This is a genomic window from Paenibacillus wynnii, assembly GCF_000757885.1.
GTDB lineage: Bacteria > Bacillota > Bacilli > Paenibacillales > Paenibacillaceae > Paenibacillus_AQ > Paenibacillus_AQ wynnii.
The window spans coordinates 40149-53882 of record NZ_JQCR01000002.1; the positions used below are offsets into that span (position 1 = coordinate 40149).

Consider the following 13734-nt stretch of genomic DNA (forward strand, 5'->3'; position numbering starts at 1 on the left):
CTCCTCCTTCCCGGCGTCTTTTAAGCGTCCTGCCCTACGGTTTCATCTTCAATTCCTAGTTCCTCTTTAATCCATTCGTAACCTTCTTCTTCCAGACGCTGAGCCAGCTCAGGGCCACCGGATTTCACGATTCTGCCTTGCATCATAACATGCACGAAATCAGGCTTAATATAGTTCAGCAAACGCTGGTAGTGGGTAATAATAAGGAAGCCGCGATCTTCATTGCGCATGGAGTTCACGCCGTCGGCTACAATCCTCAAAGCATCAATATCCAGACCGGAGTCAATTTCGTCCAAAATAACGATCTTAGGATCAAGCATCATCATTTGCAGGATTTCATTACGTTTTTTCTCCCCGCCGGAGAAGCCTTCATTCAAATAGCGGTGTAGAAACTCAGGATTCATCTCCAGTTCCTTCATCTTCGCTTCCATCTGACGGATAAACCGGATCAGAGAAATTTCACTGCCCTCTTCACGACGGGAATTGATTGCGCTACGAAGAAAATCGGAATTCGTTACTCCTGAAATTTCACTTGGATACTGCATGGCCAGGAATAGACCGGCGCGTGCGCGTTCGTCAACAGCCATTTCCAGAAGATCTTCACCTTCGAGGGTAGCTGTGCCTTCTGTAACTTCATATTTAGGATGTCCCATAAGAGCGGATGCCAAAGTACTTTTACCTGTTCCGTTGGGTCCCATGATGGCGTGGATTTCTCCGCCCTTCATTTGAAGGTTGATTCCCTTCAAGATCTCTTTTCCTTCAATGCTTGCTTTCAGTCCCTCAATGACAAAATCTGCTGCCATAATTAGTATTCCCTCCAATGATCGATTTGCGGATTCTAAAGCCTAGTTTTGTATTGTAACAGGGTAAACCCTGAATGCCAGCACAATTAGTTTTTTTATTAGATAATAATTATTATAAAGTGTATTTGACTGATTATCAATGATTCTCATTAAGTTTATTACAAACTGCTTATTTTTACAAATATCTATTTTCGTTCGGAATACACTCAAAGGCCTTATATTAGAGGCATTAAATCGCCTTTTTGATTTCAATACATAAAGCCTCGAACTCCTCGTCATCAAGAACCGGCTTCATTGGTCTGAGTTCAGGTGGTGGACTTAGTTCAATCCATGATCGACAACCGGAATATTCCGGGAGTACCTCGATCTCCGAAGGCTCTTCTAAGGTATATACTCGAAGCAGCAGCACATGAAGCGGCTCTTTGGCTTTCCAGCGTAACCGTTCGGCAGCCAATCCCTCACTCCACATATGATAAGGAGACAGTTTCTCCAGCTGTTCGAGATCACGGATTTCAAGATCTGCCGCCACTTCCGCATAAACGGTAAGCTTGACTGTGAGTGCATTTGGTTCAAAGCCACTTAAGGATTGCTCCACAAAATGCCGATCCTGCTCCTTCACTAATTCAGGCCGTTGATGCTCGTAGGTAGGATACAGATAAAAGGAATCACTTTTTAGTTCAAAACGTCTAGTCTCCTCCTTAATTCCGCCCTTACGTAATAGTATGACTTGTCTACCCTCTGCAAGAACCTTTATCGTGGAGTCCCATTCCTTCAGAGCTACAGAATTAACTTTCATCGTAAGTATCCCCTTTCTTCTCCCAAGAATCCTAAAGAAATAAATGATAATTATAGCGCTTGTTACTTAGAGATCACACTAAAATGCAAAAAATAAAGCCTCCGCACGGAGGCTCTATTGTCAAAGATCTAAAGTCCCAAAACAATGATCTTATCCTTAACCGAGGAAAGAGCGAAGCATCCATTGATTCTTCTCCAGATCGCTGCGAATCCCGATAAACAAATCAGCCGTAGGCTGGTCGCCTGCTTCTTCCGCTACTTCAATGCCTTCTGTCAGCTCTTCAGATACCGTTGCGAAATCTTCAATAAGAGATTGAACCATCCCACGTGTATCTTCCTTGCCTGTTGCTTCCTGAATGGTTGCCAGTTCCAAATATTCCTTCATGGTAGCGACCGGTGAACCTTTAATGCTTAGGAGCCGCTCTGCCACTTCATCCATTTTAAGCGTAACATCATCGTACAATTCTTCGAACTTGACGTGGAGGGAGAAGAATTGCTCCCCTTTTACATACCAGTGGTAATTGTGCAATTTAACGTACAATACGTTCAGGTTGGCAACCTGACGATTCAAAATTTGCTGCAATGAAGTTGTGTTCACTTTATTAGATGCTTTAGCCATGATTTTATCCCATCCTTATTCATATTGTAGCCAGCTCTTTTCCCCGGCTCTGTACCTCTTATTCTATACTCATTTTACCCGCTACAGTACGAGCCGAAACAAGGGAACCCCAAGTGAAACCCAAGTGAAACCTTGCTATAAGCATGCTTACCTCACTTTATAGGATGAGCTAAGACGACATTCCTTATGCTCTGCATAATGACGCATCCTAAATTCTCTTCAAAAAAAAAGGCCCAGCGGGCCTTAAGACACTTTTCAAATGTCGAAAATTGTTGTTACATCATTCTTAGCAAAGCGTCCGCTCCCGTCATGCCCGGTAGTATCCCCAGATTCTCTGCTTCTAAGGTGACCGACTCCAAAGGAGCGGCTAACAATTCAGGCAACGTACGTACACCCACCGCCCGCCCGGCAATGATATGCCGTTCTTTAAGACGTTCATTGAGAAGACCTACATCTAAAGCCCCGCACATAATATATCCCTTGCTGGTGCTGATCGTCAGCAGAGTTGTTTTGGGAAGCTTAACTTCAACTCCGAGGAAAATGTGATCACCCACCACAATTGGCTCCAGTGTAACCAAAATACAGCACCTCCCTATTTTCGCATTACACTCTATATAGATATGCCTTATCCCCTATGGATGTGTGGATAGAGTTCTTAGAGCGAAAATACAATGGGGAGGCAAAAGTCCCATACTTTCCAAGGATTCTATATAATTTCCCCTTAATTAATGATATAGTTTATAATAATTATTAGCAGTATTCTAACTGAAATGCTGGGGGATCTATGGACAAAAAACTACAAAACACTGACGGAAATTATCTTTTTAACGTCGACATCCTGATTAATGCCCGTACAAACCCGCTTGCCATGCAATATTTACTCGAGTTGTTGAATAACCATGATAAAGTAACTGATTTTAAAATTAATTCGGGTCTAGAACTGGGTCGAACGATCGACAGTCTGCTCCGGTCTGCAAAACTGGCCTTAAAACAGGAGATTTCTCCTCCAACGCCAGTAAATCTGCCACACAAAACTGCAGTGAAACAGACATCATCACCCTTAAATCAGTTGATACCCCAACAACCAACACCGCAAGCGATGGAACCTTCTGATGCCTTTAGCCAGATTCGGCAATATATTCAGAGTAATCAATTGGTCCGTATTAGAACTAATCGCCATGGCAAGCAGTTATCGATACCATGCCGTATTCTAAATTTTGACGAGGCAGCCACAACGATAAGCGTTTATCATGTAGATGAGAAGCAGGTCTATACCTTCAGACTAAATGAAATAGACGAGTTTCACTAAAATACAGGGTACAGAAACAGCAAACAAGCACCTGCCTTCATTGAAAAGGTACGGTGCTTGTTTTTATGCGGCTAGCTTCCTGTTTTACGAGAGAATGCTTCCAGTGATAAACACAACCAGCCCGCGAGAAAACACAGACCGCCAATCGGTGTAATTGCTCCTAAAATGGTAATACCGGATATACTAAGAACATACAAGCTGCCTGAAAAAAGCACAATTCCGAAAATCAGCAAGATCCCAGCCCAGCGCAATCTTGGACTTCCCCCCCATTGACCTATGAGCAGGGCAATTAAAATCAGTCCAAGAGCATGCATCATCTGGTATTGAACACCTGTCTCATAAACCTTTAATGAATCTGCATCAATTATAGGTTTTAGCAGATGGGCGCCAAATGCCCCAATCGCCACTGAAAGCATAGCAAGCAAAGAACCCCAAGCTAAAAATGTACGCTGCATGATTTACAACTCCTTAAAGTATTCCCTCTATTCTAACGTATAGGATTGCTTTATTTCCAGTTGCCCGATAACCTTTTTAACTGGGGGGTTGCATTTCCAGCCGTCTTGTGAAAAAGTGAATGTAGACAAGCTATTCTCATCTGCCAAAGGAGTGCCTAGTATGGACAATAACTCTTTTTCGAAGTCTGATTCGCCAATTCCATCAACTGTTCATTCAATACCTGATCAAGAAATGAACGTAGATCCTAATTTTCACGAAATTAAGCCTCATCTTAAACAATCCGGACCCGGTATTGCTTCATTCGTGATCAGTCTTGTTTCCCTTCTCGGTTATCTAGTCTCTTTTATGATAGCCGCTACCATGGCCACATCCATCCTGAATGAATTCGGAGAAATGAGCAGTGACTCTTCACAAGCTTTTATGTTCCTGGGAGTTGCGGTTTTGGCTCTCGCTGCTCTTAATGTGATCGGCGTAGTGCTCGGAATCATAGGGATCTCGCTGCGCAACCGTCGCAAGGTCTTTGGGGTTATCGGCACGATCATTAATGGCATCATTCTTCTGGTCTTTATGCTATTAATTGCTACAATACTGGTCAATATCGGGGCACAATAGTACCTTCAGCAAGAAAAAGGGCGGTCTCCGCGATGTAAGCTTTACATCGCGGAACACTGCCCTTTTTCTTTTACTGGCTCACTATGGAATTCAGAGAGGCAAATACATGCGGGGAGAAACCTTCCGAAGCTTCGCCCTGAGGAATGTTGAGTTTGATAATATACCCCTGTCCTTTGATTTCCTTCACGATATATTCCCTCGTTAGATTGGAACCGCTGGCTGACAAATACAACCGGGCATTAGTGATCTGAACGGATCTGTCAGCCTCTGTTAATTTCTTTACTTTACCCGTCTGAGCAAGCTCCTCCCGTCCCTCGATTAACAAATAATCAAGATTAAAATCAGAAGGCAGCTTTATGATTTCCGCATAATAATTTTTGTCAATTTTCATAGCCAATTTATTACTGCCTGAATCAAAGGTAAAGATATCAAATACATATAAGGAATATCCTTCACCTTTTGCAAGCTTTGCCTCTTTCTCTTCCGAATTGCCTTCCAAATTCAGCTTCAGAGTCTTACTCTGCGGCAAAACTCCTCCAGTAGAGGCATCAGGCGCAAGAGAAAGCTTAGACAATACACGCTGTTTCAGCGTATCGTCTCCGGGTACCGATTTTTCAACAAATTCAAAGACTACCGGATCATCCATATTCAAAGTCTCAGGAGCAGTCTCTGTACCTTCTCCCAGTTCAAAGGCAGTGGAACCTTCCTCCGTCTTAATCTCTACGGAATGATTATCAATTTGTCCGACGTAGATGCCGGTTCCCTTTATCAGTAGCGGTTGTTCATTTTCGGGCGTTGCAGACGCTATAGGGCTGACGCTCTCAGTCGGCACAGGCGACGGTGATGCCGAAGCTGTTGCCGTTTCAGCGGGGTTGTTACTCTCCCCTGGAGCCGCTGCAGGAGTGTTACCGCCACAGGCAGTTAATGCCAGCATTAGTACAGCAACTGCGGCCATAGCAGGCAATGAGTGTGAGTGTTTCAAGTTGACTACCTCCTGAATTAAGAATTTGTAGTGTCTTGCCGTATAGGCTTACCTTTATAAACGCGAAACCACTCCGAAGGTTGCAAAAATAATGTCCTGCGCATCCCTTATCTGTAGCCCGGGGCTCCATAATAATCACATATCCCCCATCTCCATGAATATACTTTAGTTACAAGCCAAAGCTCGTGGTGTCTTATATTTCATGGGAGGTGGTCACCTTTGCCGCAACAGCCTCAGCCCTTTACGTTTGTAGTATCTAAAGAAGACTGGTCCCTGCACCGGAAAGGCCATCAAGATCAGGAACGTCATCAGCAAAAAGTCAGAGACGCCATAAAAGATAATTTGCCGGATCTTGTTACCGAAGAGAATATTATTATGTCCGATGGCAAACAAATTGTTAAAGTGCCTATACGCAGTCTGGATGAATACCGGATCATTTACAATTACCGTAAGCAAAAGCATGTAGGTCAAGGTGACGGAGACAGCCAAGTAGGTGATGTGCTCGGTCGTGAACCCTCGTCAGCGGGACCGGGTAAAGGCGATAAAGCGGGCGACCAGCCTGGTCAGGATACCGTAGAAGCCGAAGTCAATCTGGAAGATTTGGAGGATATTCTGTTTGAGGATATGGAGCTTCCCCATTTGAAGCCAAAGGATAAGGAGCAAATCGAGGTTAAATCGATTGTCTTTAACGATATCCGCAAAAAAGGGATGATGTCCAATATCGACAAGAAGCGGACCCTGCTTGAGAATCTAAGACGTAATGCAAGTGCCGGAAATCCGGGTATACACGGTATCAGTCCAGACGATTTACGCTACAAAACATGGGATGATATTACCATTCCCCACTCTAATGCCGTCATTATTGCGATGATGGATACTTCGGGTAGTATGGGAACCTTCGAGAAATACTGCGCCCGCAGCTTTTTCTTCTGGATGACCCGTTTTCTTCGCCGCCAGTATGAGAAGGTTGAGATCGTTTTTCTGGCCCACCATACGGAAGCGAAAGAAGTAAGTGAACATGATTTCTTTACCCGCGGGGAAAGCGGAGGAACCATCTGCTCTTCAGCGTATCAGAAGGCGATTGAGATCATTGACAGCCGTTATCCACCTGCAAAATATAACATTTACCCCTTCCACTTCTCAGACGGGGATAATCTCACCTCAGATAATGAGCGTTGTGTAAAGCTGATCGAGGAACTGTTGAAACGGAGTAATATGTTTGGATATGGCGAGGTCAATCAGTACAACCGCAGCAGCACATTGATGTCGGCTTACCGGCATCTCAAGAACGAGCAGTTCATGCATTACGTCATTAAGGACAAAAAGGAAGTTTATCAGGCTTTAAAGACTTTTTTCCGCAAGCGTGCGAGTTCTCAAGGTTAATAGTTTTGGGAAGTATTTGCATTAAAAAAAAGAACTTCCAGCTCCGCTTTCAAAGCGGTTTTGGAAGTTCTTTTTAACTGAATGGAGGCTTAATGAACCTTCTCGCGGTCCTTGCCCTTGTCGGATTCTCCGGCATTTTTGTTCGCGGCGTCACGGTCCTGTTGCATTTCTTCCACAGACTTGACCTTCAGGCGGGCGGCGCCTTCATAATTAGAGGCCGTTGGAATCAGGTTGCCCGATGCCAGCGAGATTTTGGCCTTGGCAATCGCATCGCCATATTGAGGCAGCCATTGTTCACCGGCAACCAGCATTTCATCCACCATCTGCCAAATTTCCTTAGGGTTACAGACTGCACCCACAAGAGGGTCCATCATGAACGCCTGACGCAACAGCTTATCATCCCCGTGTACCGCTGCTTCAACGGCCAGACGTTGTACTGAAATGCTAACGTTGCAGACGGCTGCCAGCCCAAGCGGCAAATCGCCCACATGCGGCATAGAAATACCGTTACGGTCCACATAACCCGGGGCTTCAATGATGGCATCATTAGGGAGGTTGGATATTACACCGTTGTTCACTACATTAAAGTGGCCTCGATATACTCTTCCTGTCTCCAGACCTTCGATAATAAAAGAACCGTGTTCTTCCCCTCTACTCTCCTTTGTATACTCCAATGCAGGATCCTTCATCCAGTTCGGGAAATCCGTCTCGAACCAGTTACGGCCTTCGGTACAGACCCGTAAATATCCACCGGTCTCGCCGTTGATCCAGCTGCCCAAATCAATCCAATCTTTGATTTCATCCGCACGTTTGCGATACCAAGGCACATACTCGCTCAGGTGACCATTCGATTCCGTACTGTAGTAACCAAATCGGCGGAGCATATCAATGCGGACCTTTTCCGTTCGGCTAAATTCCGGGTGCTTCTCAAAAGCCTCCAATAACCCTTCGGTTAAATCCTTTCCCTCATGAGTTGCGGAAATGTACCAGGTCTGGTGATTGATTCCGGCACAGATGATGTCCACCTCTGATTTTTGGAGTCCGTACACATCTGCAATCTGTTGATGCCCATGCTGCACTCCGTGACAGAGCCCAATGGTCCGTACACCGCCATATTTATTACAAGCCCAAGTCAGCATGACCATCGGGTTCGAATAATTAAGCAACAATACATCGGGTGAAGCCACCTCTCGAATATCCCGGCAGATGTCCAGCATCTCCGCAATCCCACGCTGCCCGTACATGATGCCTCCTGCGCACAGAGTATCCCCCACACATTGGTCCACGCCATATTTAAGGGGAATATCCACATCCGTTGCAAAAGCCTCAAGTCCACCCATACGAATGGTACAAAATACGTACTTGGAATCCTGCAGCGCTTCTCTGCGGTCAGTCGTTGCCTTTATGTTAATCTTCAACCCGTTCTCGGTAATATCCCGTTGACATAGCTCGGTCACCATCTCCAAGTTATGTTTGTTAATATCCATAAACGATACTTCAATATCCTTAAATTCCGGTACTGTCAATAGATCACGCAGCAAACCCCGAGTGAAACCGATGCTTCCCGCACCGATAAACGTTACTTTAAAAGACATGGTAATCATCCTCCGTCATGTATTGGTTGTTCCTGTCCATTGTAGCAAGGGACCTTTGGGAAGCGTAACCAATATCATGACTTGTTTCTCATTTAGGTGTCAAATATCCTCACCTAAATTTCCGGATTCACCATCCTCATAAATCCACGAGTGACGTTCAATCGAGTTGCGATATTCTACTGGCGTTAACCCAGTATATTTTTTGAAGAGCAAATGAAAATACTGCCTGCTGCTTACCCCTACATAATCGGCAATTTCCGCAACAGGGATATCGCTTTTCGCCAGCAGCATTTTTGATTTTTCCATTCGCAGGATGTTCAGATAATCCGTAATGGTTCGACCTGTATGTATCTTGAAGATACGGTGCAGATACCCGGGGTGGAGACTGACAGCCGAAGCAATATCTTTAACCTGAATACTGCGGTCATAGTTCTGATGCAGGAATTCTATGCTTCGCCGGACATAGAACTCGGTTGACTGCTGACTGCTACGCAGCTTTTCCTCCTTCAATCGGGCGATTCGCAGCAGCATTTCACAGAAGAGTAAATCAATCATACTCCCCCCATCCGCTCCGCGTTGGTCTAGCTCCAATACAAGACTTTTCAATACATGGTACACTTCCTCCGGGTCAGGTAAGATCAGACTTGAGAAAGGCGTGTCCAGTAACTTTTCAACCACCCGCTCCTCGCGAGCCAATCTTCCTACAGATGGAGCGACACCCTTATACTCCGTAAATCCAAACTCCACATTCAGCATTCGGCAAGGAGTGCCTTCCTCCACGATGAGCCGGTGCGGTACGTTGGCATCCAGAATAATGAGCTCTCCGCGCTTCATGGAGTAGCTCTCCGCACTTCCTTTCGCCTGCCTGACATCCACTATGCAGCTTCCGGATATAAGATACATAATTTCTGTAGAGTTATGGTGATGATACTGCATTTTATAGTTATTCCATTGCTTATAGTAGTAGGCAAAAAAACGGGGACTGTAGTCCCCGTTAATTAATGCCTGCTGAAATAGACTTCCACTCCGCTCAGACAATGCATTACACCCTTTCACTTTACTGAAACTTATACTTAAACTTATACTTTCTTATATTTTAAAATGAATTCAAGTTTACCTCTCAATTGGTTTTGGAACAAGATTTTCTATATAAGACGAACTTAAATATTAACTTTAGGCTCAGGCGTCACTACCGTGAAGACTTGGACTTCCGGCCGCTGTTGTCTCCATATTTCTTTGTTTTAATCCGCTTTTAGCGGTTGAAATCCGGATACAGCTTATGCTTTCGAAGCTGGGGCTGTCCCATAAGCCATGAAATGGCTGCTTGGGACAGCCCCGCTGTTTTTGAGTCGGATTGACTTGTGCACTTGGTGCGGACGCTCCGCGAACGGACCGTTGCTCCAATCGCCGTGCTCTCCAGATTTTTTTTATTTCCCTTAGCGGTAAAAATCCGGAGACCAAGGCGACCGCTACCGCTTTTCCGCAATCAGTCCGTCCTCTCCGCTGCTTTGAGCAGAAAAAGTTTCTACAATCTTCTTTAAATCCACAAAAAGAAATCGCCCTTTTGGTAAAATGGAGGTACCACCCAACCATTCAAAAGGAGCGATTTCTTTGTACATTCAATATACCATGGACCAACTTTGCTTGCCAATGGATCTGGAAGAAGACATTCCGGAAAATCACCTCGTTCGTGTCGTGAACGCAGCCGTCAATCGGCTGGACGACACCATCTTTGACGCTGCCTATCCTGGCGGCGGCCGCGACAGCTACCACCCTAAGATGCTCACCAAAGTTATTATCTACGCGTACACCCAGCAAATCTATTCGTCTCGCCAAATCGCCAAAGCGGTACGGGAGAACATTCCCTTTATGTGGTTGGCCGGACGGCAGCAACCCGAATTCCGCACTCTTAATCGTTTCCGTTCCCAGCGAATGAAGGACGTCCTTGAAACGCTATTTACCGCCGTGCTTCAGTTTTTGTCTGACGAAAAATACGTTTCGCTGGAGCATTACTTTGTGGACGGAACCAAAATCGAGACAAATGCCAATCGCTACACCTTTGTGTGGGGCAAAGCGGTCAACAAGCACAAATTGTAATTGCAGGAGAAGGTACACGCCCTGTTCGTGAGCATTGAAGCGGCAGAAGACCAAGAAGAACGCGAGCACCACGGAAACGACCTCCTTGAACTCGGGGAGTCTTCCGAGTGGAACAGCGAGAAACTCGAACAAGCAGCACAGAAGCTTGAAGCCCAGCTACTGGAAACACCCAAAGACAAGCCCCTGAAAAAATCCGTACGGAAGATTCGCAAGGATTTGCTACCTAGGCTACTGAAGTATGAGCAGTACCAAATGCTGCTTGGTGACAGGAATAGCTTCAGCAAGACCGACCCGGATGCGACCTTCATGCGGATGAAGGAAGACCAGATTGGAACGGAAAACCAATTTATTTTGGCCTACAGCCTACACCCAAGACCTACCGATACTCGTTGTTTACAGCCACACCTGGAAAAGGAAGAGATTCAGGCGGTAGTGAAATACGGAAGCTACCATAAAGAAAAAAGCAAAGCAAGGAAAGTAAGGAGCTCTTGGAGAGTGGATATGAAATTGGAAAACGTCATTACCGCAGCTCAAGTTGCGACGGTTGCCCGCTGAAGGAACGCTGTACAAAGGCAACAGGAAATCGGGAAGTGGTTGTAAGTCTGGAACGAATGCGGTACCAGAAACAAGCTCGGGCAATCTTGCAAAGCGAGGAAGGCTACGCTTTGGCCGTACATCGAATGACAGAACCAGAAAGTGTGTTTGGACAACTAAAGAACAACCGGGGATTCCGGCAGTTTCTGCTTCGCGGCATGGAAAAAGTGACGCTTGTAGTCGGGTGGCTTTCCCTTGCCCACAATCTATTGAAGCAAGCTGCAAATGACCAAAGACGCAGAGCAGCGATCCTCCAATAACAGGAGAATCGCTGCTCTGTTGACTTCTTGCGATTTTAAAAATGAAGAGGATCATCGCTCCTACAGTTCCAAATTTTTCTTTCGTTCCTTTTCGCTTTTGTTATTTTCTTTTGATCAGCTTATATAGTTAATTATACGTTAAAAGAAACCAGAGACTCCTTAAGAGATTCAGCCAGCCCTTCCAATTTGGCAGAAAGGGCTACTAACTCTTCGCTCACAATGAATTGCTGAGAAGACATAGAGGCTACTTCTTGTGTCGCGGCGCTTGTCTCTTCTACAACCGCACTGACGCTCGCCATGGATTCACCCAACTGACGCTGAAAGTGTAGCAGCTCGGCAATGGATAAGGAAGATTGGCCTATATGCCCAATAAAATCCTCCATCTCCTGTTTCACACTTTCAAATATGCTTGAAGATTCCCGTACGCTTGTGATCTGTTCTTGGAATAGAGGTGCTGCTTCATTCACTACCTTGACCGTATTCTCAATATCCAGCCCAATCTCATCAGTAATTCGAGAGACTAAGTGAATCGATTCACTGGATTGATTAGCCAGTTGACGAATTTCATCTGCAATTACGATAAACCCTCTCCCTGCAACACCGGCTCTAACTGCTTCAATAGAAGCATTAAGCGCCAATATATTCGTCTGCTTATTCACTGCGATCATCGGAGTAAGAATACTGCGAATAAGATGTGTGCTTTGTCTCAGCTTGTCTGCATTTTGAACAATCAAATTCATCATTCCTACAGAAGATTCACTCTTCTCCACCAATTGCTTCATCAGTTCAGATCCCTGATTACTGACCCCTATAACCTTGCCTGCGGAAGCATCCATCATCGTGTTAATCTCAGCCACGTCATTCATTTTAAGCCCCATGGTTTCCACGTTCCGATTACTTTTCTCTGCTTCCTCCGCCAGACTGGTTGCTCCAAGGGCAATATCACCCGTTGCAGTTGCTACTTCTCGCGCGTGAAGTGATGTGGTACTGGACGCCGCTACAAGCTGCTCTGATGTAGCCAGCACTTCATTTGCCGACATTCCGCTTTGCCCAGCCAGAAGAGCGATCTGCTCCATCATTTTGTTAAAGCTAATCCCTAGTCTTCCAATCTCATCCTGACTCTTAAAGTGGGTACGAACCTGAAGATTGCCCTTTTGTCCTTCTTCCATCAAACCTGCCAGTTTGCCAAGCGGTCTTCCAATTAGACGCATTAGGAAATAACCTATGAGCGCAGCGATTAATGCTGCTGCCAGCACAACTAATAATGTTATGTACAATAGCTTGCTTGCGGAGTGGGTGAAATCATTGACAGGAGCATAGCCCATCATCGTCCATTTGGCGGTCTTCAGTGACTGATAGACCACTAGTTGTGCATCTCCCCTATCATCCGGTGCTGTAAAGGAGTGGTTCTTCTTCTTAAGCTGCTCTGGATCCACTTTAATAGAAGAAATCTGGCCTAACAACGCATTGTCCGCACCATATACAATAGTTCCTTCGGGGTTCAGTATACGAATCTCACCGCCTAACCCGATGTGCAGATTCGATAATACATCCGTCAGGGCTTTTCCTTTAATTTCTATCAGCATATAATATTCGGCCTCAGGATGCTGGATATTCCGGAGTAATCTGCCCATGGTTAGAGAAGGTTCATTGTAGGCATCAAAAAAGCCCTTCGGCCGGACCGGAAACCAAACAGGGTTCCCTTTGGCATCTACAATCTGCTTCATTCTGTCCATGATAGCTTCATCACTACGAAGAGAGATCGTTCCCGCTGATTTATAGGATTCCGCTTCTACCAAACTTTTGGATACTAATCGGATGCCTAACAGCCGCTCATCTGAGCCTTTAACAGAATCAAGCTTTCTGCGGATCCGATCTTCTGCTGCAGTCTTCTTCACCGTACCTGCGGCTGAATTATTAACCATTTCAATATCCGCTTTTAATACGGAGTCTACAGCAAATTGTCTCGAAAGCGCTTCATATTCAGCAAACAGAAAATCCAGCTTGTCCGCTGCCTGAACGATAGATTGGGAGGACGCCGCAGCAACCTCATCTGTAATGATCCCTTTAGCTGTATAATACGAGGTCAAACCAAGTACGGAAGACAGAATCACAATGGTACAGAATAAAATGACAAACAATTTCATACCAACCGATCTAAAATGCAAATAACTGCGCGATCCTCTCATACCTTTCTCTCCCCATAACAAAATAAAGGTACAGCCCTTC

13 protein-coding genes and 1 pseudogene are annotated in these 13734 nt (G+C 45.3%); 4 read left to right on the forward strand and 10 right to left on the reverse strand.

Annotated elements, in window-relative coordinates:
• Window positions 1-20: 20 nt before the first annotated feature.
• From sufC to PWYN_RS03195, 4 genes are all read right to left on the reverse strand, one after another.
• Window positions 21-803: a Fe-S cluster assembly ATPase SufC gene (gene sufC, locus PWYN_RS03180; protein WP_036648462.1), complete on the reverse strand. Its 783-nt coding sequence runs from the start codon at window positions 801-803 to the stop codon at window positions 21-23.
• Between the two features lie 229 nt (window positions 804-1032).
• Window positions 1033-1599: a DUF1802 family protein gene (locus tag PWYN_RS03185; RefSeq protein WP_036648465.1), complete on the reverse strand. Its 567-nt coding sequence runs from the start codon at window positions 1597-1599 to the stop codon at window positions 1033-1035.
• Window positions 1600-1755: 156 nt separating this feature from the next.
• Window positions 1756-2217, reverse strand: coding sequence for a Dps family protein (locus PWYN_RS03190; RefSeq protein WP_036648471.1), 462 nt, complete (start codon window positions 2215-2217; stop codon window positions 1756-1758).
• A 275-nt stretch (window positions 2218-2492) separates the two neighbouring features.
• On the reverse strand, window positions 2493-2795 hold the full coding sequence (locus PWYN_RS03195) for a YunC family protein (RefSeq protein ID WP_036648473.1): 303 nt from the start codon (window positions 2793-2795) through the stop codon (window positions 2493-2495).
• Between the two features lie 206 nt (window positions 2796-3001).
• On the opposite strand from PWYN_RS03195, the gene PWYN_RS03200 reads away from it, so the two are divergent.
• Complete coding sequence (locus PWYN_RS03200) at window positions 3002-3526, forward strand: hypothetical protein (protein WP_036648481.1); 525 nt, start codon at window positions 3002-3004, stop codon at window positions 3524-3526.
• A gap of 71 nt (window positions 3527-3597) precedes the next feature.
• On the opposite strand, the gene PWYN_RS03205 is transcribed toward PWYN_RS03200, so the two are convergent.
• A complete protein-coding gene (locus tag PWYN_RS03205; protein WP_036648483.1) occupies window positions 3598-3981 on the reverse strand; it encodes a DUF423 domain-containing protein in 384 nt (127 codons plus the stop codon).
• A 160-nt stretch (window positions 3982-4141) separates the two neighbouring features.
• Here PWYN_RS03205 and PWYN_RS03210 point away from each other — a divergent pair, with 160 nt between their 5' ends.
• Complete coding sequence (locus PWYN_RS03210; protein WP_052087719.1) at window positions 4142-4594, forward strand: hypothetical protein; 453 nt, start codon at window positions 4142-4144, stop codon at window positions 4592-4594.
• Window positions 4595-4664: 70 nt separating this feature from the next.
• Here the strand turns inward: PWYN_RS03210 and PWYN_RS03215 are convergent, their stop codons facing one another.
• Window positions 4665-5576, reverse strand: coding sequence for a hypothetical protein (locus PWYN_RS03215; protein WP_036648486.1), 912 nt, complete (start codon window positions 5574-5576; stop codon window positions 4665-4667).
• 219 nt (window positions 5577-5795) lie between these two features.
• Here PWYN_RS03215 and yhbH point away from each other — a divergent pair, with 219 nt between their 5' ends.
• A complete protein-coding gene (gene yhbH / locus PWYN_RS03220) occupies window positions 5796-6959 on the forward strand; it encodes a sporulation protein YhbH (protein WP_036648489.1) in 1164 nt (387 codons plus the stop codon).
• Between the two features lie 89 nt (window positions 6960-7048).
• Here yhbH and melA read toward each other — a convergent pair whose 3' ends face one another.
• The 3 genes from melA to PWYN_RS03235 form a co-directional block, all read right to left on the reverse strand.
• On the reverse strand, window positions 7049-8554 hold the full coding sequence (melA, locus tag PWYN_RS03225; RefSeq protein ID WP_036648491.1) for an alpha-glucosidase/alpha-galactosidase: 1506 nt from the start codon (window positions 8552-8554) through the stop codon (window positions 7049-7051).
• Window positions 8555-8653: 99 nt separating this feature from the next.
• Window positions 8654-9592, reverse strand: coding sequence for an AraC family transcriptional regulator (locus PWYN_RS03230; protein WP_036648493.1), 939 nt, complete (start codon window positions 9590-9592; stop codon window positions 8654-8656).
• Window positions 9593-9806: 214 nt separating this feature from the next.
• Window positions 9807-10040: a hypothetical protein gene (locus PWYN_RS03235; RefSeq protein ID WP_036648496.1), complete on the reverse strand. Its 234-nt coding sequence runs from the start codon at window positions 10038-10040 to the stop codon at window positions 9807-9809.
• Between the two features lie 125 nt (window positions 10041-10165).
• Between PWYN_RS03235 and PWYN_RS30565 the strand changes: the two are divergent.
• Window positions 10166-11505 (forward strand): annotated as a pseudogene (locus tag PWYN_RS30565) (transposase).
• A gap of 131 nt (window positions 11506-11636) precedes the next feature.
• Here PWYN_RS30565 and PWYN_RS03250 read toward each other — a convergent pair.
• A complete protein-coding gene (locus PWYN_RS03250) occupies window positions 11637-13694 on the reverse strand; it encodes a methyl-accepting chemotaxis protein (protein ID WP_036648498.1) in 2058 nt (685 codons plus the stop codon).
• Between the last annotated feature and the right edge of the window lie 40 nt (window positions 13695-13734).